General features: G+C 70.3%; 21 protein-coding genes and 2 tRNA genes. 8 read left to right on the top strand and 15 right to left on the bottom strand.

Annotation, left to right across the window (positions count from 1 at the left end):
- Positions 1–61: 61 nt before the first annotated feature.
- The 3 genes from P696_RS45325 to P696_RS0113950 all read right to left on the bottom strand — a co-directional run bounded on the left by P696_RS45325 (position 62) and on the right by P696_RS0113950 (position 5111).
- Positions 62–1432, bottom strand: a complete 1371-nt coding sequence (locus P696_RS45325; protein WP_245627652.1) for a sensor histidine kinase — start codon at positions 1430–1432, stop codon at positions 62–64.
- A 176-nt stretch (positions 1433–1608) separates the two neighbouring features.
- Positions 1609–3480, bottom strand: coding sequence for an adenylate/guanylate cyclase domain-containing protein (locus P696_RS45320; protein WP_064744014.1), 1872 nt, complete (start codon positions 3478–3480; stop codon positions 1609–1611).
- Between the two features lie 218 nt (positions 3481–3698).
- Complete coding sequence (locus P696_RS0113950; RefSeq protein ID WP_026412832.1) at positions 3699–5111, bottom strand: amino acid permease; 1413 nt, start codon at positions 5109–5111, stop codon at positions 3699–3701.
- A gap of 437 nt (positions 5112–5548) precedes the next feature.
- On the opposite strand from P696_RS0113950, the gene P696_RS0113945 reads away from it, so the two are divergent.
- The 5 genes from P696_RS0113945 to P696_RS0113925 all read left to right on the top strand — a co-directional run bounded on the left by P696_RS0113945 (position 5549) and on the right by P696_RS0113925 (position 8403).
- Complete coding sequence (locus P696_RS0113945) at positions 5549–6526, top strand: ABC transporter substrate-binding protein (protein WP_034484626.1); 978 nt, start codon at positions 5549–5551, stop codon at positions 6524–6526.
- The gene (locus P696_RS45315) at positions 6523–7311 is read left to right on the top strand and encodes an ABC transporter permease (protein WP_051467509.1); all 789 of its coding nucleotides are present in this window, start codon (positions 6523–6525) and stop codon (positions 7309–7311) included. The genes P696_RS0113945 and P696_RS45315 overlap by 4 nt, the downstream gene beginning before the upstream one ends.
- Positions 7308–8078 carry an ABC transporter permease gene (locus tag P696_RS0113935; RefSeq protein ID WP_051467508.1) on the top strand — a complete coding sequence of 257 codons (771 nt, stop codon included), beginning with the start codon at positions 7308–7310 and terminating at the stop codon, positions 8076–8078. The genes P696_RS45315 and P696_RS0113935 overlap by 4 nt, the downstream gene beginning before the upstream one ends.
- Before the next feature lie 153 nt (positions 8079–8231).
- Positions 8232–8306: transfer RNA gene (locus P696_RS0113930), tRNA-Asp, on the top strand.
- Between the two features lie 23 nt (positions 8307–8329).
- Positions 8330–8403 (top strand) — tRNA-Phe (locus tag P696_RS0113925).
- Positions 8404–8490: 87 nt separating this feature from the next.
- Here the strand turns inward: P696_RS0113925 and P696_RS0113920 are convergent.
- The 10 genes from P696_RS0113920 to P696_RS0113875 form a co-directional block, all read right to left on the bottom strand.
- Positions 8491–9861 (bottom strand): tyrosine-type recombinase/integrase, encoded by a 1371-nt coding sequence (locus P696_RS0113920; RefSeq protein WP_026412829.1) that lies wholly within the window; start codon positions 9859–9861, stop codon positions 8491–8493.
- Positions 9861–10040 (bottom strand): helix-turn-helix domain-containing protein, encoded by a 180-nt coding sequence (locus P696_RS0113915; RefSeq protein WP_026412828.1) that lies wholly within the window; start codon positions 10038–10040, stop codon positions 9861–9863. The genes P696_RS0113920 and P696_RS0113915 overlap by 1 nt, the downstream gene beginning before the upstream one ends.
- Positions 10037–11452 (bottom strand): replication initiator, encoded by a 1416-nt coding sequence (locus tag P696_RS0113910; RefSeq protein ID WP_051467505.1) that lies wholly within the window; start codon positions 11450–11452, stop codon positions 10037–10039. Before P696_RS0113910 ends, P696_RS0113915 begins: the two co-directional genes overlap by 4 nt.
- Positions 11453–11534: 82 nt before the next feature.
- Positions 11535–11690 (bottom strand): hypothetical protein, encoded by a 156-nt coding sequence (locus tag P696_RS55885; protein ID WP_157429688.1) that lies wholly within the window; start codon positions 11688–11690, stop codon positions 11535–11537.
- Between the two features lie 33 nt (positions 11691–11723).
- The gene (locus tag P696_RS0113900) at positions 11724–12059 is read right to left on the bottom strand and encodes a hypothetical protein (RefSeq protein ID WP_026412826.1); all 336 of its coding nucleotides are present in this window, start codon (positions 12057–12059) and stop codon (positions 11724–11726) included.
- On the bottom strand, positions 12023–12355 hold the full coding sequence (locus tag P696_RS45310; protein ID WP_051467503.1) for a hypothetical protein: 333 nt from the start codon (positions 12353–12355) through the stop codon (positions 12023–12025). Before P696_RS45310 ends, P696_RS0113900 begins: the two co-directional genes overlap by 37 nt.
- A gap of 19 nt (positions 12356–12374) precedes the next feature.
- Positions 12375–13079, bottom strand: a complete 705-nt coding sequence (locus P696_RS0113890; protein ID WP_026412825.1) for a DUF2637 domain-containing protein — start codon at positions 13077–13079, stop codon at positions 12375–12377.
- On the bottom strand, positions 13079–13318 hold the full coding sequence (locus P696_RS0113885) for a hypothetical protein (RefSeq protein ID WP_026412824.1): 240 nt from the start codon (positions 13316–13318) through the stop codon (positions 13079–13081). Before P696_RS0113885 ends, P696_RS0113890 begins: the two co-directional genes overlap by 1 nt.
- Positions 13319–13409: 91 nt before the next feature.
- On the bottom strand, positions 13410–14774 hold the full coding sequence (locus P696_RS0113880) for an FtsK/SpoIIIE domain-containing protein (RefSeq protein ID WP_026412823.1): 1365 nt from the start codon (positions 14772–14774) through the stop codon (positions 13410–13412).
- Positions 14775–14791: 17 nt separating this feature from the next.
- The gene (locus tag P696_RS0113875; RefSeq protein ID WP_026412822.1) at positions 14792–15142 is read right to left on the bottom strand and encodes an SCO3933 family regulatory protein; all 351 of its coding nucleotides are present in this window, start codon (positions 15140–15142) and stop codon (positions 14792–14794) included.
- A 136-nt stretch (positions 15143–15278) separates the two neighbouring features.
- Between P696_RS0113875 and P696_RS0113870 the strand changes: the two genes are divergently transcribed.
- The 3 genes from P696_RS0113870 to P696_RS45305 all read left to right on the top strand — a co-directional run bounded on the left by P696_RS0113870 (position 15279) and on the right by P696_RS45305 (position 17539).
- The gene (locus P696_RS0113870) at positions 15279–15665 is read left to right on the top strand and encodes a winged helix-turn-helix domain-containing protein (protein ID WP_026412821.1); all 387 of its coding nucleotides are present in this window, start codon (positions 15279–15281) and stop codon (positions 15663–15665) included.
- A gap of 273 nt (positions 15666–15938) precedes the next feature.
- On the top strand, positions 15939–16979 hold the full coding sequence (locus tag P696_RS0113865; RefSeq protein ID WP_034484623.1) for a P-loop nucleotide/nucleoside kinase family protein: 1041 nt from the start codon (positions 15939–15941) through the stop codon (positions 16977–16979).
- On the top strand, positions 16976–17539 hold the full coding sequence (locus tag P696_RS45305; RefSeq protein ID WP_034484620.1) for a guanylate kinase: 564 nt from the start codon (positions 16976–16978) through the stop codon (positions 17537–17539). Before P696_RS0113865 ends, P696_RS45305 begins: the two co-directional genes overlap by 4 nt.
- Before the next feature lie 218 nt (positions 17540–17757).
- Here P696_RS45305 and P696_RS0113855 read toward each other — a convergent pair whose 3' ends face one another.
- Both P696_RS0113855 and P696_RS0113850 read right to left on the bottom strand, forming a co-directional pair.
- Positions 17758–17979, bottom strand: a complete 222-nt coding sequence (locus P696_RS0113855; RefSeq protein WP_026412819.1) for a hypothetical protein — start codon at positions 17977–17979, stop codon at positions 17758–17760.
- 212 nt (positions 17980–18191) lie between these two features.
- Positions 18192–18428 carry a hypothetical protein gene (locus P696_RS0113850; protein WP_026412818.1) on the bottom strand — a complete coding sequence of 79 codons (237 nt, stop codon included), beginning with the start codon at positions 18426–18428 and terminating at the stop codon, positions 18192–18194.
- Between the last annotated feature and the right edge of the window lie 111 nt (positions 18429–18539).

The raw sequence follows: 18539 nt of genomic DNA, 5'->3' as shown, positions 1-18539 counted from the left end.
GACCAGGTTCGGAACTCGGTTCGGACGTTGCGAAGGTCCCCTCCGGTGGACGGGGCGTGGCTCACGGGCCGGATCCGGCCGGCCTGGTCTTGGAGACGCGCGGGAGGCGCAGGACGAAGCAGGCGCCCGTCTCGCTGTCGGCGATGGTCAGCGTCCCGCCGTGGGAGCGCGCGATCTCGCGGGCGATCGGCAGGCCGAGCCCGGTTCCGGTCGGGTCGCGGTCGCGGCTCTCCCGGAGCCGGACGAACCGCTGGAAGACCAGCTCGCGGTCCTTCGGCGGGATGCCCGCGCCGTCGTCGGCGACCGTCAGGACGGCCTCGTCGCCCTCACCGGCGACCGACACCGAGATCCGGGACGCGGCGTGCCGTTCGGCGTTGGTGAGCAGGTTGGTCAGCAGCCGCGCGAGCTGCAGCCGGTCGCCGCGCACGACGACGCCCTGGTCGAGGTCCACCGAGGTGTGGGTGTCCTGGACGGCTCGGGCGAGTTCGGTGGAGACCAGGCGCGCGAGGTCCACCTCCTCGTCCCCGGCGTCCGCGGCGGCGTCCAGGCTGGCGAGCGCGAGCAGGTCGGCGACGATCGCCTGCAGCCGGTCCAGCGACACCAGGACGTTCTGCGCGACGCGCGGCCAGTCGGTCTCGTCCGGGTACAGCAGCGCCTCCTCCAGCCCCGTGCGCGCGCCGGTGATCGGGCTGCGCAGGTCGTGGGACGCGTCGGAGGTGAACCGCCGCTGCCGCTCCAGCGCCGCGTCCAGCCGGTCCAGGGTCGCGTTGGCGGTCTCGGCGAGCCGCCGGATCTCGTCCCCGACGGGCGGCACCGGCACCCGGCGGCCGGACTCGGTCGCGGTGATCTCGGCGAGCTCGGAGCGGATCGCGTCCACGGGCGCGAGCGTCCGGTCGATCGTCCGGCGGGTGAGGAACGCGGTCAGCAGGGTGATCGCCAGCGTCGCCCCGATCACGAACGCCAGCAGGGCCCCGCTCCCGTACCAGGGGCCGACCGGGTCGGCCGCGTAGACCGTCCAGTCGCCGTCGGGCTGGAACACCCGGAACGCGACCACGATCATGCAGCCGCGCAGCCCCCGCGGCGGGCAGAGGACGTGGGAGGCCGTGACGGTCTCCTCGCCCGGCTCGAACGTGGCGATGGGCGGACGGCCGGCCAGGCCGGGCGTCGAGGACACGACCCGGCGGCGCGTGTCCAGCACCTGCGCGGCCTCGATGCCGTCCACCACCGGCAGCCGGGCGGGCAGCCGGCCCCGCTTGATCATCTGGATGAAGGTCGTCGCCGCGGTGGTGGTCCGCTCCCGGTCGTAGTCGGCCACGCGGCTGTGCACGCCGCCGATGAGGAGCACGCTGATGACGACGCAGGCCAGTGCCGCCACGGCCGCGGCGAGCAGCGGCATGCGCACGCGTATCGGCAGAGTCCGCAGTCTGGTCAACCGACCTCCCGTGGGGAGGTAATCATCCGGCACGTCCCGTTTCCCTCTCGGGACGGGCCGGTCAGCGATAAGAGGGGGCAAAAACCGGGTCATTTCGCGACGCCGGAGCCACGAAGGTGCTCTCCGGACAACGGATTCGGCCGGCCCTTGGGACGGTCTCCGGCCTCCGGGGGTGGTCAGCCCGCGACGTCCGGTTCGCCCTCGTGCGCGGCACGGCGGCGGATCGGAACGCGCGGCCTCGGCAGCCTCGGGAAGCGGCGGGAGTCGCGCTGCTCGTCCTGCTCGACGGCCTCGACGGCGACGGCGACGGCGTCCGGGGCGAGGTCCGGGCGGCGCGGGAGGGCGAGGCGGGTCGCCCGGCCGCGTCCGCGCAGGTTGACCGTGTCGCCGAACCGCCACCTCCCGGCCTCGGCCTCCCGGGCACGCTCGACGACGATCCCGGACGCCAGCACCCGCTCGTCGTAGGTCTTGGCGAGGTCGCTGAGCCGCGCGGCCTCGTTCACCGGGTCGCCGATCACCGTGTACTCGAAGCGCTGCTCGGCCCCGATGTACCCGGCGACGACCGGACCCGCCGACACGCCGATCCCCGCGTCCACCTCGGGGACCTCCTCGCGCAGCCGGTCGCCCAGTTCGCGGGCCGCGCCGAGGACGGCCCCGGCGGCGTCGTCCATCCCGGACGGCGCGCCGAAGATCGCCAGCGCCGCGTCCCCCTCGAACTTGTTGATCCAGCCCGCGTGCGCGGCGACCACCCGGACCACCACGGCGAAGAACGCGTTGAGCAGCTCGACCACCTGGTCGGGGGACCGGGTCTCGGCGAGCCGGGTGGAGCCGGTGAGGTCGACGAACAGCACCGCGACGTCCCGGGTCTCGCCGCCGAGCTCGATGTCGCGCTCGAACGCCAGGCCCGCGACCTCCTCGCCGACGTGCCGTCCGAACAGGTCGCGCAGCCGCTCGTGCTCGCGCAGCCCGGCGACCATGTCGTTGAACCCGGCCTGGAGCTGCCCGACCTCGCTCGCGTCGTACACCTCCACCTCTCCGGACAGGTCGCCGCGCGCGACCCGGGTCATCCCGCCGCGCACCGCCTTGATCGGGTCGGCGATCGCCCGGACGGCCAGGAACGTCACCCCCGTCCCGACGCCGAGCGCGGTCGCGCCGAGCGCCAGGATGGTCAGCGCGAGCTGCGTGGTGCGGATGCCGGGCGTGACCAGCGCGGCGACGCCGACGCACACCAGCCCGAACACCGGGACGGCCGTGCCGAGCGCCCACGCGAGCATGACCCGGGTCGTCACCCCCGGCAGCCGGACGTCCTGCGCCGACCGGGCCGCCGCGACGCTCTCCGCCACGACATTCCCCGCCGCGACGTTCCCCATCGCGAGGTTCTCTACTGCGGCGTCCCCCGCCTCGAGGTTCTCCGCCACGACGTTCCCCGTCGCGAGGTTCTCCGTCGCGCCGTTCCGTACGACGCTTTCCGCGGCGTTCCGTCCGGAGCGGCTCTCCAGCGCGAGCGCGGCGGCGGGGCGGAGCAGCCGCTCCGAGAGCAGGTAGACGAGCGTGCAGGTGGTGATCGCGCCGAGCAGGCAGGTGGAGCCGACCTTGGTCGCCATCCGCGCGTTGAACAGCGCCGCGTCCAGGGCGGCCCAGCCGATCGCGCCGACCGTCCAGAGCATCCCGACCAGGAGCGTCAGCCGGAGCGGGCCGAGCAGGACGGCCCGCCGCTGCGCCGCGTCCGGGACGCCGCCCTCGCGGGCCAGCCGGATCACCGGACGCCACAGGAACAGGCCGGTGGCCATCGCGACCGGCCCGGCGACCAGCGGATAGCTGAAGAACGCGACCGTGTTCACGAAACGGACATGCTCGACGTCGTGGATCGGCGGGTCCGGAATGACGAAGGTGGCGAACAGCAGCACCACCAGGGCGCCGCCCAGGTTCGCCGTGCCGACCACGATCAGCAGCACCCAGCGGACGCGCAGCTCCAGCATCGTCCGGGGCGCGATGGGGATGAGATCCAGTCGCGCGACCAGGCCGCGCTTCACGGTCCTGCCGGTCACCGGTCCCTCCCCCGTCGGGTGCGTCCACGATAGATCCGCACCCGGCCGGCGGCCCAGTCCGACTCACCCCGCTATGACCGCGTTCACTCGCAGTTACACCCGCCGTGACGGCCGGACCCGGCCGAAAACCCCGAAACCAGGACGGGGGCTCCCAGCGGATGCTGGAAGCCCCCCTCTGGGGAACGGCCTGGGCCGAAGGTCGGCCTGAAGCCCGGTCGTCAGACCGTGACCGGAGCCTCTTCGGTGGTCTCGGCGGCGCGCACCGAGGAGCGCCGCACGAACGGCCAGCCGATCAGCATGATGGCGGCCCAGCCGAGCATCGCCCACAGCGCGACGCGGGTGTCGGCCTCCCACGCGATCGTCACGACGACGAAGGCGAAGAACGCCAGCACCAGGTAGCTGGTGTAGGGCGCCCCCGGCATCCGGTAGGACGACGCCGGCAGCAGCCCGCGCGCGACCTTCCGCCGGTAGACCAGGTGCGAGACGACGATGACGCTCCAGACGAGCAGCGCGCCGCCGGTCGAGACCGAGGTGATGTAGTCGAACGCCTTGCCCGGCGCGATCGCGTTCACGACGACGCCGACGCACATGACCAGCGCGGAGATCACGACGGTCAACACCGGGACGCCGCGTCCGTTCAGCCGGCTCAGGATCGCCGGGCCGTCGCCGTTCACGCCCGCCGTCCGCAGCATCCGGGACGTGGAGTACAGCCCGCCCGCGTTGCAGGACGACAGCGCCGAGGTGAGCACGACGAAGTTGACGATGTCGCCGCCGTGCGCGATGCCGACCTTGTCGAAGGCGAGCACGAACGGGCTGGAGTCCGGGGAGAACGCCGTCCACGGCACCACCGACAGGATGACCAGCAGCGACCCGAGGTAGAACAGCGCGAACCGGATCGGCAGCGCGTTGATCGCGCGCGGGATGTTCTTCTCCGGGTCCTTGGCCTCGGCGGCCGTCACGCCGACGAGCTCGACGCCCAGGTAGGCGAACAGCACCATCTGCAGCGTCATGATCACCGGCGTCGCGCCCTCGGGGAAGAACCCGCCGTGCGACCACAGGTTGTCGACGGCCGCGGTCTTGCCCGCGTCGCCGAACCCGAACGCGACCACCGCGACGCCGATCGCGATCATCGCGACGATCGCGACCACCTTGATCATCGCGAACCAGAACTCCAGCTCGCCGAAGAGCTTCACCGAGATCAGGTTCACCACGAACAGGATGACCAGCGCGATCAGCGCCGTCTTCCACTGGTCGACGTCCGGGAACCACTTCTGGATGTACTTCCCGGCGGCGGTCAGCTCGGCCATGCCGGTCGTGACCCAGATGATCCAGTACGTCCAGGTCGTCGCGTAGCCCCAGAACGGTCCGAGGAACTCGCGCGCGTACCCGGCGAAGCCGCCCTCGGCCCGGCGGTACATGAGCAGCTCGCCGAGCGCCCGGACGACGAAGAACAGCATGAGCCCGGCCACCAGGTAGGTGACGATGAGGCCCGGCCCGGCCTTGGCGATGTTCTTGCCCGCACCGAGGAACAGGCCCGTGCCGATCGTCCCGCCGATGGCGAGCATCTGGATCTGCCGGGTCCCGAGGCCCCTCTGATACCCCTCAGCGGGGGTGGATTCAGATTCAGCCATGAGCCGCCTTTCTCTTCCGGACGCGCCCGGTCGAGCGGCGCGCCACGACGGGAGCTGGTGCAAAAGGCTACAAAAGCGAAGGAAGTGCTTTAAGCGCCACACTCTGCACCAAACCCGGTATCCGACCGCTACCGGCTCGTTACCTGGCGTGGATCTTTCTCCCCCGATTCCGGGGCGGAACACCCGCAGCGCCCACACCGCAAGGGTTCCGGACGTCCAGCCGGGTGTTTCGGTGGGCACCTTGGGGGTGGTTTCGGTGGGCCCGTCACCCAGTTTCCGCAACCGCCCGAACACGTTTCAGCAGGCCCGCGTCGGCGGCGGGCGGAGACGCCCCTCCCGACCCTCGATCGGACGTTTCGGCGCGCTCCGTCACGGAGAGATGATCTTCCGTACACTGACGCCTCTTCGCAGCTCCCCCGACGAGGAAATCCCCCCAGATGAAGCGCTCCCTCCTCGGGCTCGCGGCGGTCGCCGCGGGCCTCGTGCTGTCCGCCACCGCCTGCGGATCCGAGTCCGGATCCGGCGCGGACAACCCCCAAGGACTCGAGAAACCCGTCCTGAACGTGGGCGTCGTGCCCGTCCCCGACTCGGCGCCGCTCGCCATCGCGCAGCGCCGGGGCTTCTTCAAGGACGAGGGCCTGACCGTCCGGACCAGGCCGATCAAGGCGTCGCCCGAGGCCACGCCGATGCTGCTCAACGGCTCCCTGGACCTCGCCCTGCTGAACTACGTCTCCACCTTCACCGCACAGGACAAGGGCGCGGTCGACTTCCGCCTGGTCGCCGACTCCTACCAGGGCGCCAACGGCTCGTTCGCCCTCCTCACCGGCAAGGACTCCGGTGTCCAGGGCCTCGCCGGCCTGAAGGGCCGTAAGATCGCCGTCCCGGCCGTGCAGAGCATCACCGACCTGCTGCTCGCCGTCCAGCTGAGGAGCGCGGGCCTCGACCGCACCAAGGACGTGACGGTCGTGCCCGTCCCGCTGCCGAACATGGGCGCGGCTCTCAAGCAGGGCACCGTCGACGCGGTCGCCGCCGTCGAGCCGTTCGTCACCGACATCCAGTCCGTCCAGGGCGGGCACCTGCTCTCCGACCTGGTCACCGGCCCGACCGAGGACTTCCCGATCTCCGGCTGGGGCGGCACGTCCAAGTTCGCCGAGAAGCACCCGAAGACCATCGCCGCCTTCCAGCGCGCCATCACCCGCGCGACCAAGGTCGCCGCCGACCGCGGCGCGGTCACCGCGGTCCTCCCGACCTACACCCAGATCACCGCCGCCACCGCGGGCCAGATCTCGCTCGGCGCCTACCCCACCGCCCTGGACGCCGCGAAGCTGCAGAAGGTCGCCGGCCTCATGGAGCAGTACGGCTATCTGCAGAAGGCCCCGGACGTCCGAAAACTGATCGTGGCCCCGCCGAAGTGACCCCCGCGGCAGGAGCCCTCCGGAAGGCGGCGTGGACCCGGACGAGGCGCGGCGTCCAGGGCGTCGCCGCGTTCCTCCTCCTCGCCGAGCTGGCGTCCCGGACCGGCCTGGTGGACCGGGACGTCCTGCCGCCCCTCTCGTCCGTCCTGACCGAGGCCGGACGACTCGCCGGGGACGCCGCGTTCCGCACCGACCTGCGCGCCACCGTCACCGCCTGGCTGCTCGGCCTGGCGGAGGCGGTGGCGCTCGCCGTCCCGCTCGGCCTCGTCCTCGGCTCCCTGCCGCGCCTGGACGCCGTCGTCCGCCCGGTGCTGGAGTTCCTCCGCCCGATCCCGGCCGTCGCGATCATCCCGCTCGCGATGCTCCTGTTCCCGGACGCGCTGGACCTGAAGACGACGATCGTGGTCTACGCGTCCTGCTGGCCGGTGCTCATCAACACCGTGTACGGCCTGCGCGAGGTGGACCCGGTCGCCCGCGAGTCCCTGGCGTCCTTCGGCTTCGGGCCGCTCTCCGTCCTGTTGCGCGTGTCCCTGCCGTCCACCGCCCCGTTCATCGCCGCCGGCGTCCGCATGTCGGCGGGCATCGCCCTCATCGCCACGGTCAGCGCCGAACTCTTCGCGAGCGGCTCGGCGGGCATCGGCACGTTCATCAACACCGCCGGAAGCTCCGCCCGCATGGAACCCATGCTCGCCGCGGCCCTCTGGGCGGGCGTCCTCGGCCTGCTCGGCAACGGCGTCCTCGCCGCCCTGGAACACCGCCTGTTCCGCTGGAGGACGGCCCGATGATCCACCGCCTGGCCCGCCTCGCGTCCCTGCCCGCCGCCGTCGTCCTCTGGGAGATCGCCACCCGCCGCGCGGACGACCCGTTCTTCCCGCCGCCGACCGAGATCCTCACGCGGATGCACAAGGACTGGTTCTCCGGCCCCGCGTCCCACCTGTTCCTGACCCCCCAGGCGACCGGCAACATCTTCCCGAGCCTCGCCCGCCTCCTCACCGGCTGGGCCCTGGCCTGCGTCCTCGGCATCACGATCGGTCTCCTCGCCGGACGCTCCCCGCTCGTCGCCGACCATCTGGCCCCCTTGATCCACTTCTTCCGCGCCATCCCCCCGCCGGCCCTGGTCCCGCTCTTCCTCGCCGCCTTCAAGATCGGCACCGGGATGCAGGTCGCCACGATCGTCTTCGGCGTCGTCTGGCCCGTCCTGCTGAACACCATCGAGGGCGCCAGGGGCATCGACCCCCTCAAACTCGAGACCGCCCGCGCCTTCCGCCTCTCCCGCCGCGCGCGGATCCTCCGCGTCCTCCTCCCCGCCGCCGCCCCCAAGATCTCCGCCGGCCTCCGCCTCAGCCTCTCCACGGCCCTGATCCTCATGGTGGTCTCGGAACTCGTCGGCAGCGTCAACGGCATCGGCTACCTGCAGATGCTCGCCCAGAGCACCACCGACATCCCCGGCGTCTGGACCTGCATCGTCCTGCTGGGCGTCCTCGGCCTCACCCTGAACGCCGCCTTCCTCACCCTGGAACGCCGCCTCCTCGTCTGGCGGGGCCAGGCCTGACCCGGCCATCCAAACCCACCCGATCCCACCCCCGCTTATCGAGTTGGCACTCACCTCGAGCATCCCGTAAGCTCATGCCTGTCGCCGAGAGCGAGGGCCCGAAAAGCCCCGGTCACGGAACACCTCCGAACCAGCTAGACTCGGAGCACGCAAGGTCCTGTGGAGCAGCTAGGAGTGCTCGCCACCCTGTCAAGGTGGAGGCCGCGGGTTCAAATCCCGTCAGGACCGCAAGACGCGCGGACGCGTGTCATGGGTAGGTAGCTCAGTCGGTACGAGCGTCCGCCTGAAAAGCGGAAGGTCGGCGGTTCGACCCCGCCCCTGCCCACATCTTCTGAACAGCCAAAAAGCCCGGACACGTGATCGTGTCCGGGCTTTTTGACGGCAACCCTGACGGCAACGTCCAGCTACAGCCTCAGCCGAGCGCCTCCCCCAGCTTCCCGAGCGCCGCCCGCTTCTCGTCGAGCGAGGTGTGAGCGTAGATCGTCATCGTGACCTCGATGTCCGAGTGCCCCACGATCTCGCGGACGACATCAGGGGCAACGCCCAGGTGCAGCAGCAGCGAAACGCAGGTGTGCCGCATGTCATGGAAGCGGACACCGCCCAGCCCCGCCGCCTCGCGGACACGGCCCCAGCTCCGACGCAGGTTGTCCGGCTCCATCGGCGTCCCGACCCGAGACGGGAAGACGAGCCCGTGTTCCTGCCAGTTCGGCCAGGCGTCCGCGCGCTCGTCCAACTGGCGGGCCCTGTGCTTCGCCAGGCTCACGGCGCAGAACAACGGCAGCGGGATGGTTCGCTCGGAATCCTCACTCTTGGGCGAGACGAACCGCAGTTCGCCCCCGACGCGTTGGAGCGTCTGGACCACTTCGAGGGTGCCGCCCTCGACTCCCTGCCCTGAGCAGACCTCGCAGTCCTGACCGTCGACCTCACCGCCCTCACCGTCGCAGGCCCGGCAGGAGATCCAGCTCACGTCGTCCCAGCGCAGGCCGAGCAGTTCCCCGCGCCGCAGGCCAAGGCACAGCGCCAGGACGTACAAGGCGTGGAGCCGCTCATCCTGCGCGGCCCGCAGGACGGCGCGCGCCTGGTCGACCGTGAGGCCCCGGTTGACCCGATACTTGGGCGCGGAGACCCGGACGAGCTTGGCGACGTTGCGAGGCACAACTTCCTCCCGGACGGCCGACTCCAGGGCGTTCCGGAGGACGGCGTGGATCGACTGGACCATGCGGGTCGAGAGCAGCGACTCGCAGCACTTCCCGCCCTTGAGGGCACAGCAGCGCGGAACCTCCCGTGCGGCGTCCGCCCCGTGCTTGCAGCAGAGGCACTGAGCCCGGACACGCGAGATGAAGGCCCGGACGTCCCGCGCGGCCAGCTTCCCGAGCCGCTTGTTGCCCAGCTCAGGGATCAGGTAGAGCCGGATGACGCTCTCGTACCCCTGAACCGTCTTGGGCTTCCGCTCAGGCCGGACGATGTGTTCCAGCCAGTACGCGAGGTACTGCGCGAGAGTCCAGCTCTCAGCGGCGACAGGGATCCCCTGGTCTGCCTGCTCCAGAAGCTTCGTCAGCTTCCGACGGGCCTCGTCGCGAGTCCGGCCGTAGACGCGGATGCGCTTGAAGGTGCCCGCCGTGGTGGGGACGAAGGCCGCCCCCTCGTACCGGCCGTCCTTTCGCTGGTAGATCGTTCCTTCGCCGTTGGCCCGTTTGCGGGAGCGGGAGCGGCGGGCCTTGGCGGGCTTCTGCTTCTCCGACTCCTCCGGCTCGTCCGGGAAGGCGAGAGTGGTGACGGACATCAGGCAGCAACCTCCGAGAGCAGGTCGAGGCACTCCACGAGCGAGCTGACGGGAACGAGACGACGACGGCCGATCTTGACCGTGCGGAGCTGGTTGGAGCGGATGAGGTTGTAGACCGTCCAGCGGCTCACGCGGAGCCGTTCGGCGGCCTCGTCGACGGTGAGGACGAGTTCGGTCATGTGGACCTCCCTTGCGGCGAGCTGGACGGATCGAACAGCCGGACCGGATGGCCGGAGAGCGCAGCGGCGAGGAGAGATTCGCCGGGTGTGAGGCCGCGTCCCGCGTAGGACCAGTGCGCGACGACAAGCACCTGGTCTTCAGGTGTGAGGGGTAGGCGTCCGGTCGAGGTCTCGTGTTGTTGCTGGTTGTGGGTGATGCGTGCCTGGCGGAGTGCGCCGAGGGTGGTGGAGTACCGGCGGCTCTTGGTGGAGAAGTGGCCCCGGAAGCCGAGCATGTGAGCCCACTCGGTCAGGCGGAGTGCGGTCATCTCTTCGAGGGAGCCGAGGCGGAGGCATTCGGCGATCAGGCGGCGGGCGTGGGGTGTGATGGGGAGTGCGTTGAGGTTGTCGGCTGGGCCGATGCGACGGTCGAGGGTGCCGAGGCACTCAGCGGCTTTGGTGGCGTACTTGGCGATGTAGCCCGCAACGGCCTGGTCGGTGAGGTCTCCGCTTGTGGTGATCGGGCGGACGTCGAGTTGTGCGCCCCAAGTGAGGCGGCGGGACGGGACGCCGGGGGCCTCTGGGGTGGTGACCGAGACGGCTGGAACAGCCTGGTCAATGGCGTCGGCCAAGGCGTCATAGGTGGCCCAGGGCTGCGGCGATGAGGTTGGGCCGCCTGGTCCGTCGAGGCGGATGACAGCGTGGAAGTGGACGATGCCCCGGCGCTGGTACTCGGCGACTTTGGCGAACGAGAGGGTTGCGGCGGCGTTCAGTTCGGCGAGGGTGAGGCCCGCGGCTTTGGCGACGCGGCGGCGGAGGGCGAGGGTGAAGCGTCGCCACAGTTCCGGAGCGAGGGCGTTGAACAGCACCGATCCGGCGTAGTCGTAGCAGTCCGGGCACAGGGGTTCGCCGAGTCGGGCGTCTTCGGCGGAGTGACGTGTGGTGCAGGACTGAGAGCGGCCGTGGGGGCAGGCTCCCGCGTTGCGGCGAGGGTGGCAGGGCTGGACGTGGCCGTTCTTCTCGCGGTGGGTGTGGACGACACCGAAGGACGGGGCGGTGAGGGTGACGAACGCTGCCGGGTGCGAGGTCACCGAGTCGGGGACGCCCTTTCCGCCGACCAAGCCCGCGCGGATGAGCTGGTAGGTGTCGGCCCGGTAGGTCTCGGCGCAGGCGGGGCAGCGGGACGCCCGGCGGGTCTTGCAGGCGACGCGGAGGACGCCGCCGGGTTCGTGGGCGGTGGTGTAGCGGTGGAGCTGTTCGCCGGTCAGCGGGTCGCGGTGTTCGACGTGGCCGCGCAGGTGGATCGGTTGGGCACAGCCGTTGAGGCGGCGGAGCCGGGCGGCGAGACGCGGGTAGTCGGGGCGGTCGAGGCAGGCTGCGAGGGAGGACGCGGCGAGCGGGGTGACCAGTGGCGCGGCGGGTGAGTCTGGCATGGTCGGCGGTCCTCCTGTCGGTGGTGGGTGCCGGGGTCGGGCGTAGCCGGCCCCGGCATGGGCTGGCGTGCGGCGTGGTGGGTCAGAAGGCGGTGGCGAAGCGGGCCAGGCCCTCGGCGATGTGGCCGAGGAGGGCGAAGATGCCCTTGGTCGTGTGGGCGGCGACGGCGGGGTTGTTGACCATGAAGAGGATGAGGACGATCCAGAAGGCGGCGAATCCGAGGCGGCGGAAGAACATGGGCCGTGGTCCTTTCCGGACGGGTGGGACGGTCTAGAGGAAGCCCGTGCCGAGGCAGGCGGGGCAGGTGTCGCCGTCGCTGGTCAGGCCGCCGGAGCCGCAGTCAGCGCAGCGGTAGCGGACGGGCGGCGGGATAAGCAGGCGAGGGAGCCGGATGGCGCGGCGGGTAGCGATCTCGAAGAGCGTGATCTCTTCCGACCCGCACGAGTTGCAGGACGTTCCGTCCAGGTCGGGCGGCAGGTCCGGCCAGTCGGAGACGCGGGAGTGACCGCAGGTCCGGCAGCGGCACCAGAACTTCGGCGCCGGTTCCGGCGGCGGCTGGACGGCGAGCATCAGGCGGCCCGTCCGGTCTTCGAGGAGCAGCGGCACTTCTCGGGGATGAACACCGCCTTGTAGGCAAGCGGCCCGAAGTGCTTGATCGCGGTGTAGTGGCCGCGATCGGTCGTCCCGTCCTCCGGGACGGTGTCGAGGAGGGCGGCGATCCGGTCGATCTCGGCGCGCTGGCAGAACTCGCAGTCGTCCGAGTTGGTGAAGACGATCAGGTCGCGGCTCGCATGCGGAACCGGGACGCTGGGGTTTTCCTCCAGGAAGGTCGCCAGGGCGCGCAGGCCCATGACGAACTTGAGGCGGTCGAAGAGCTGGGACGGGCGGATGAAGTCGGTCATCGTGCGTTCTCCCTTGGGTTCAGGCGGCGGCCAGGTGGCCGAGCAGGTCGCGAGCGAGTTGGTCGGAGACGCCCAGGCGGGCGCGCAGGGCTTCAGCAGTGATCGGGTGTCCGTGGCGGGTGTAGTGCTCGTCAGCGACGCGGCGGGCGAAGGCGACCAGCGGCGCGGGCGGCGAGGCGGGCCCGTCCGCCGGACGAACCGGAGCAGGCTCAGGAGGAGCCGGACCCGTGATCTGCGGACGGGCGGGAGCAGGAGCGGCAGGAGCGTCCGGCTTGGCATCCGGGTTGCCGAAGGACGGCGGGACGATCAGAACCTCGGTGTCCTGCCCGGTTGACGTCCCGGGCGTCGAGGCGCGGCGTTCGAGCATGGAGACGGCGACCAGGAACGCACCAGCGGGAGTGGCGGCGACCATCCAGCCCCAGGCCGACAGTTCGGCCTGTGCGAGGTTGGCGGCCAGCGAGAGCAGGATGCCGCCGACCAGGACGAGCGCGGGCCAGGACGCCGCCCCGCCCGAGCGTCGACCAGTTCGGCGGTCGCGCTGGCGTTCACGTGCGGCCATAACACACGTCAGGTCGATGCAGACCGCCACGGCCCAGGCCATCAGCCCGTGCTGTCCGTGCTGGTCGGCGGTGTCGTGGATGTGAGTGAACGAGCCCGCAGCCGCGATGAGGGCCAGGACCAGCACCGGCCCGGAGTCTGCGAGCACCGCGCGGGGCCGTCCCATCAGGCAGCCCGCCCGACAATGACGACCTCGGCGAGCAGGGCGACCAACTCGGCGTCGCAGGTGTGGGTGTCGGCCCAGTCGTCCGCGTCGGCCAGGCCGAGCGCGGTGAACGCGTCGGCGCACCGGGAGCAGCGGGCGACATAGAGAAGCCGGGCGACGTCCCAATCGACCGTGACCAGCGAGACGACGACAGGGACGGGACGCGGACGACGCGGGAACGGGATGATGCGCGCGTTCATGGCGGGTGCCTCCAAGGCGGTTCAGGCATGGATCGGGTAGGGACTTGGCGTGATCAGGGCTCACGCCGAGCCGAAGGGCGGGTGTGATGGGCTATGCGGCCATGGGCCAGCCCCGGCCGGACGCGGGTGGGGCGGACGAGCCGATCAGGTCGCCCCAGGCCGGAGCGAGGTGCGCATACTCGCGGGCGGCGGCTTCGGCGTCTTCCTCGCTGACGTAGACCGAGCGCGCCCGGTACCAGGAGCCATCCGAACCAGCGACGATGCAGACGCCTGGAGTCTCGGCAGGGATGGCGCGCGCGGCGTCCAGAGCGGCGGGGTCCATGTCGCCAAGGGTCATGTTCGCGGTCTCGGGATCGTTGACGCGATGGCAGATGCGCCCCGAGAGCTGAGCACGGAGCGCGGTGACGCCGGGCCCGAGGTCAGAGCCGATGCGCTGACCGCAGATCACCAGGTAGACCGCGAACGCCCGGCCGAGCTGGGCGACGCGCAGCAGCGCGGTTCCGGTCTTGGCGATCTCGTCCTTCTCGCTCTTGTCCGCCATGAGGAACAGTTCGGCGACCTCGTCCACCAGGACGACGATGGGGACCGGCCGCAGGTCCTCCGGCAGCTTCCAGACGTTGCGTGCACCATGCGCCCGGCACAGCGCCATCCGGCCTTCCAGTTCGCCCACCAGGTCTTCCAGCAGGCCGACCGATTCCCTGCGCGTCGTGGCCAGCGCCGACAGCCGCGGAGCGTAGGGCGTGAGCTCCACCCCGCCCTTGAGGTCGAACCCGACGAGCGCGACCGGCTGAGGGGCGAGACCCTTGATCATCGCGTTCATGAGCGTGGACTTGCCCGACTGAGTTGCCCCGGCGTTCAGGTGGTGCGGCATGGTCCGGAAGTCCATGATCCAGTCCGTACCGTTCTCCAACTTGCCCGGACGGACCTTGAGCAGCTCCCCGGTCTCGGGCGACACCCTGACCTCGGTCAGCGGGTCACGCATGGTCGCCCACAAGGTGACCCGCCCAGGACGGGGATCCACCACGCGAACAGAGTGGACGCGCCAGGCGTGCGCGATCCCTTCGGCAGCCTTCTCGTAGTCGGCCGGAACCTGACCGTCCGCGAGCCGGACGCGCACACGCCAGCCGAGCCGAGTGGGTCGCATGAGCCCGATGCGCGGCGACTTCTCGACGTCGACCCGCCGCATCCGACGCCGGTACTGAACGACCGTGGCCGCACTCTTAGCCGCCTGTCCGACGACCGGGAGCGCATCGAGGGTGAGCCGCCACCGCCGCCGGTTCCGGGTGAGTGAGCAGCCAGACGCGACGTGATGCCACGTCAGGTAGGCCAGCACCGCGCGGCCAGGGAACTGGACGACGTACCACCACGACACGGGGTGGAACTTGCGCCAGGCCCAGAGCCCGGCCGCCACCGCAGCAGCGGCCAGGCCCACCAGGGCGAGGATGACGTTCGTCATCTCGGGACAGTCCCTTCTCAGGCCGCGTCAGCAGCAGCGGCGACGGCGGATGTGACGGCGTTGAGCTGCTTGGCGCGGTAGGCGATCCCCCACCGCTGGCGACCGCCGGTGTTCTGCTCCCAGGCCATCCCGATCAGGCCGACCGGCTGGACGACCTGTCCGATCGTCAGGTCCGGGTCGTGGGAGACAGAGACGTTGATCAGCTCGACGCGCCCCATCGCGTCGGCGGCGGACAGACCGACCGTGAACACGGTGTTGCCCTCCTTGTCGACCTTGATCTCTCCGGTCTCCTGCGAGACGAGCTTGGGACGGGGCGGCGAGACGCAGACGAACGTCAGGGCCGTGGTGTCGACGGGGATGTTGCGCATGATGTGACCTCCTGTGATCGAGTAACTACGTAGACAACATAGTCGGCTTGGTCGACCAAGTTGTCAAGGACTTCCTTGTTCACTTGGTCGACGAGCTGTGCTGAACTGGGAGGCGAGCCCCTACGGAAGGCGGACAATGGTCAAGAAGACCGGGCGGCCTGGATACCTCCAGATCGCCGATGACCTGCGGAAACAGATCAGTGACGGGACCTTGGCCCCCGGCGACGCGCTCCCCTCGATCGCCGAGTTGGTGAAGCGGCACGAGTCGTCCACCGGCGTGGTGAAGTCCGCGATCGGCGTCCTCCGCACCGAGGGGAGGGTGATCGGCCAGCAGGGCAAGGGCGTGTTCGTCCGCGACGCAGCCGACGCCGACACTCCCGGCGAGCCGACTGCCGGTGACGACCCGCTCATGAAGCAGCTTTCGGAGGTTCTGACGGCTGTCCGGGACCTCGGCGCGCGTGTCGGCCGACTCGAAGCGGCCGTGTACCCAGCGCCGCCGCGATCTGATCAACCCGACAAATGATCTCGTCCAGCTCTTCTAGGATCAGTTCCAGACGTTCTTCCGGACTCTGACCCCGCCCGCCGTTCGTCGTCACCGGGAACCGCCCCCTCGTGGTTCGTCCGTGCTGCCGTTCGGTAGACGAAATTCCATCGGAGAAGGCGAGTGATTCCCATCACACGTAGTTCGCCAGGATGCTGAACAGCGGTTTATACATCCGCTTTCACAAGCCTCACGCAGATCATTTAAGACGCCCGGAATGCTCCGCTTTCTGTAGTGATCGGAAAGGCAGGAACCATGGTCGCGACCAAGCCCCGTCCCGGATGGCAGCCCGAGCGCCTGCGCGAGCGACGCGAGAGCCACGGCCTCAGCCTTGAGGCGGCGGGCGACCAACTCAGACGGGTGGGCGAGCGGCACGGGCTGCACATCGGCGGCGACTTCCAGACCCTCTGGCGGCACGAGAACGGCACCGTCTACCCTGGCCCGCACTACCGGCGCGCCTACTGCCTCATGTACCGCTCGACCGAGCCTGACCTCGGATTCCGCCTCCCGCTCCCCGGCGAGAACATGACCGAGACCGCAGCCGTCCCGGTCCCCAGTCCGGCAACCGAACCAGCCGTCACCGAAGAGGCCGCGTTCACCATCACCAAGGGCCTCGACCAGGTCACCGACGCCACCCAGAACCGCGACCCGGAGGCGGGCGACGTCCTGAAGAACCGCGTCGTCACCGCCTGGCGCGGACGCGCCCTAACCGACGGCCTGAACAAGCCCGTTCTCGTCCTGGTCGGCGGTTACGCGGGATCGGGAAAGACCGAATTCGCCCGCTTCCTCGGCGACATCTCAGGCTGGGCATTCCTGGACAAGGACTCACTCACCCGACGTCTCACAGAACGCCTCTTGGAGAGCATGGGCGGCGACCCTCACGACCGCCACTCAAGCCTCTACCTGGATCACGTGAGGCCACTCGAATACAAATGCCTCATGGACACCGCAAACGACAACATCGACTGCGGAATCTCCACGATCCTCGCAGCTCCGTTCATCGCGGAACTCAATGACGAAGCGTGGCTGAGCCGCCTCACGAACCGGTGCCGCGCGAAGGGCGTGGACGTCGCGGCGATCTGGGTCCGGTGCGACGCCGACTCGATGCGCGAGTACATCGAGTTCCGCGACGCCCCACGCGACGGCTGGAAGCTGACCAACTGGGACCAGTACGCCGACGGCCTGAACACCCAGAGCAGCCCGCCCAGCGTCCACCTCACGATCGACAACCGCTTGGGCGCAGCGATCAGCACCGCCGACCAGACGAGGGAGGCGCTGCGTAAGATCCTGGCGTGACCAGGCGCGGCATCATCCTCTACGGCCCCCCGGCCAGCGGCAAGGACACCATCACAGCCGAACTGTCCCGGCTGGACAGCCGCTTCGTCCTGCTGACCAAGCTCAAGGCCGGGACAGGCCGAACCAACGGCTACCGTCACGTCCCCACCGCCGAACTAGACGCCCTCCGAGCCGCAGGCCGCCTAGTCCTGGAAACCGAGCGCTACGGCAACCGCTACGCCGTAGACCGCCAAGACATCGACGCCCTCACCAACACGGGACGCATCCCGGTCATCCACGTAGGCGACATCCCCGGCGTGACCGCCCTCAGCACGGCCGTCCCGCTCACCTGGACGCGCGTCCGCCTATGGACCCCACGCGACGTGACCGCCACCCGCTCGAAGCACCGCGGCGACACCGACACCCCCAGCCGACTCGCCGCATGGGACGAAGCCGAAGCCGACCGACGCACGAACGGTGAGGCCGTCACGTTCGACCTCACCATTCACACCCACGAGACAGACCCCGCCGAGGCCGCCAAGAGCATCAGCCACGCCACCCTCGGCAAGGCCCCGTCATGAAACGCGACGGCCACCAGGCGGCCAAGGCCACACATCAGCCCGCAGCACCGCTTCACGCAACTGCCGAGGCGTAGAAGCCTCCACCAGCCGCGAACCCCAAGGCACGCGCACCAGCGCCCACCAAGTACTGGTCGACTGTCCGTACCAGGCCGACAGCACACTCCCGAACTCACCCTTGAGCGCGGCCGCCACCTGCCGTTCGTCCACCACCCCGACCATCACTCGATGCCCGGCCTAATGCCCCAGGACCGCAACAGCTCCCCGAGCGTCTCAGCCGCGCGCGACGGCGCGTAGCAGGGCCCGAGCCATGCGCCCGTGCTGGACCGGTACCACCACAGCCGCTCACCCCGAACGACGCTCACGGTGTCGCCGATCGAGGACGTGAGCGAGGCCCGGACGAGCAGCTCCGGCGGCGAGTTCGAGTACCGAGGCGCGGACACCCAGCCGATTCGCCCCAAGTCCCGCGCGAGCCGATCCAGGCGGCGGCACGCCCACCGTGTCCGCCACCGCTCCCGGAAGGATTCAGAAGACGGCGCAGCCGACGAGGCAGGGGGTACCCCCGCCGGCCGCGCCGCCTTCCCTTCCCCTCCCGCAGGGGCCGCCCGGCCAGCGGCCCCCTCCGGTGACGAGCCGCCCGGGGGGACGGGCGCCATCACCGGTCCTCGTTCCGTACGGCCGCCTGCCGCTTCTCCTCCACCAAGGCGGAGCGCAGCGCGGACGCGTCGGAACAGATCACTGTCGGGTCGATCCCTGCGGCCGGATCGTGCAGGGACGCAACCCAGTCACCCAGCCGTCCATCCGAGCGCGCGGAACGCCAGATGCGATGGCCGGGGAAGTCGATTCGAAGCTGAGCCAGAGCCACATCGTCGGGACACTGCCTGGAAGCCATGACGAGACCTCACGAAGAATGCCGAACTCGTCCAGAGGAGGACGGATTCGTTCGCTGAAGTGGAACGCCACGAAGCATTCCGCGCACTCGACTTCCACGGAGGAGCCTGAC

The organism is Actinomadura oligospora ATCC 43269 (assembly GCF_000518265.1).
GTDB lineage: Bacteria > Actinomycetota > Actinomycetes > Streptosporangiales > Streptosporangiaceae > Spirillospora > Spirillospora oligospora.
Note: the sequence above shows the minus strand (reverse complement) of the source record. Positions and strands in the feature narration are given on the sequence as shown.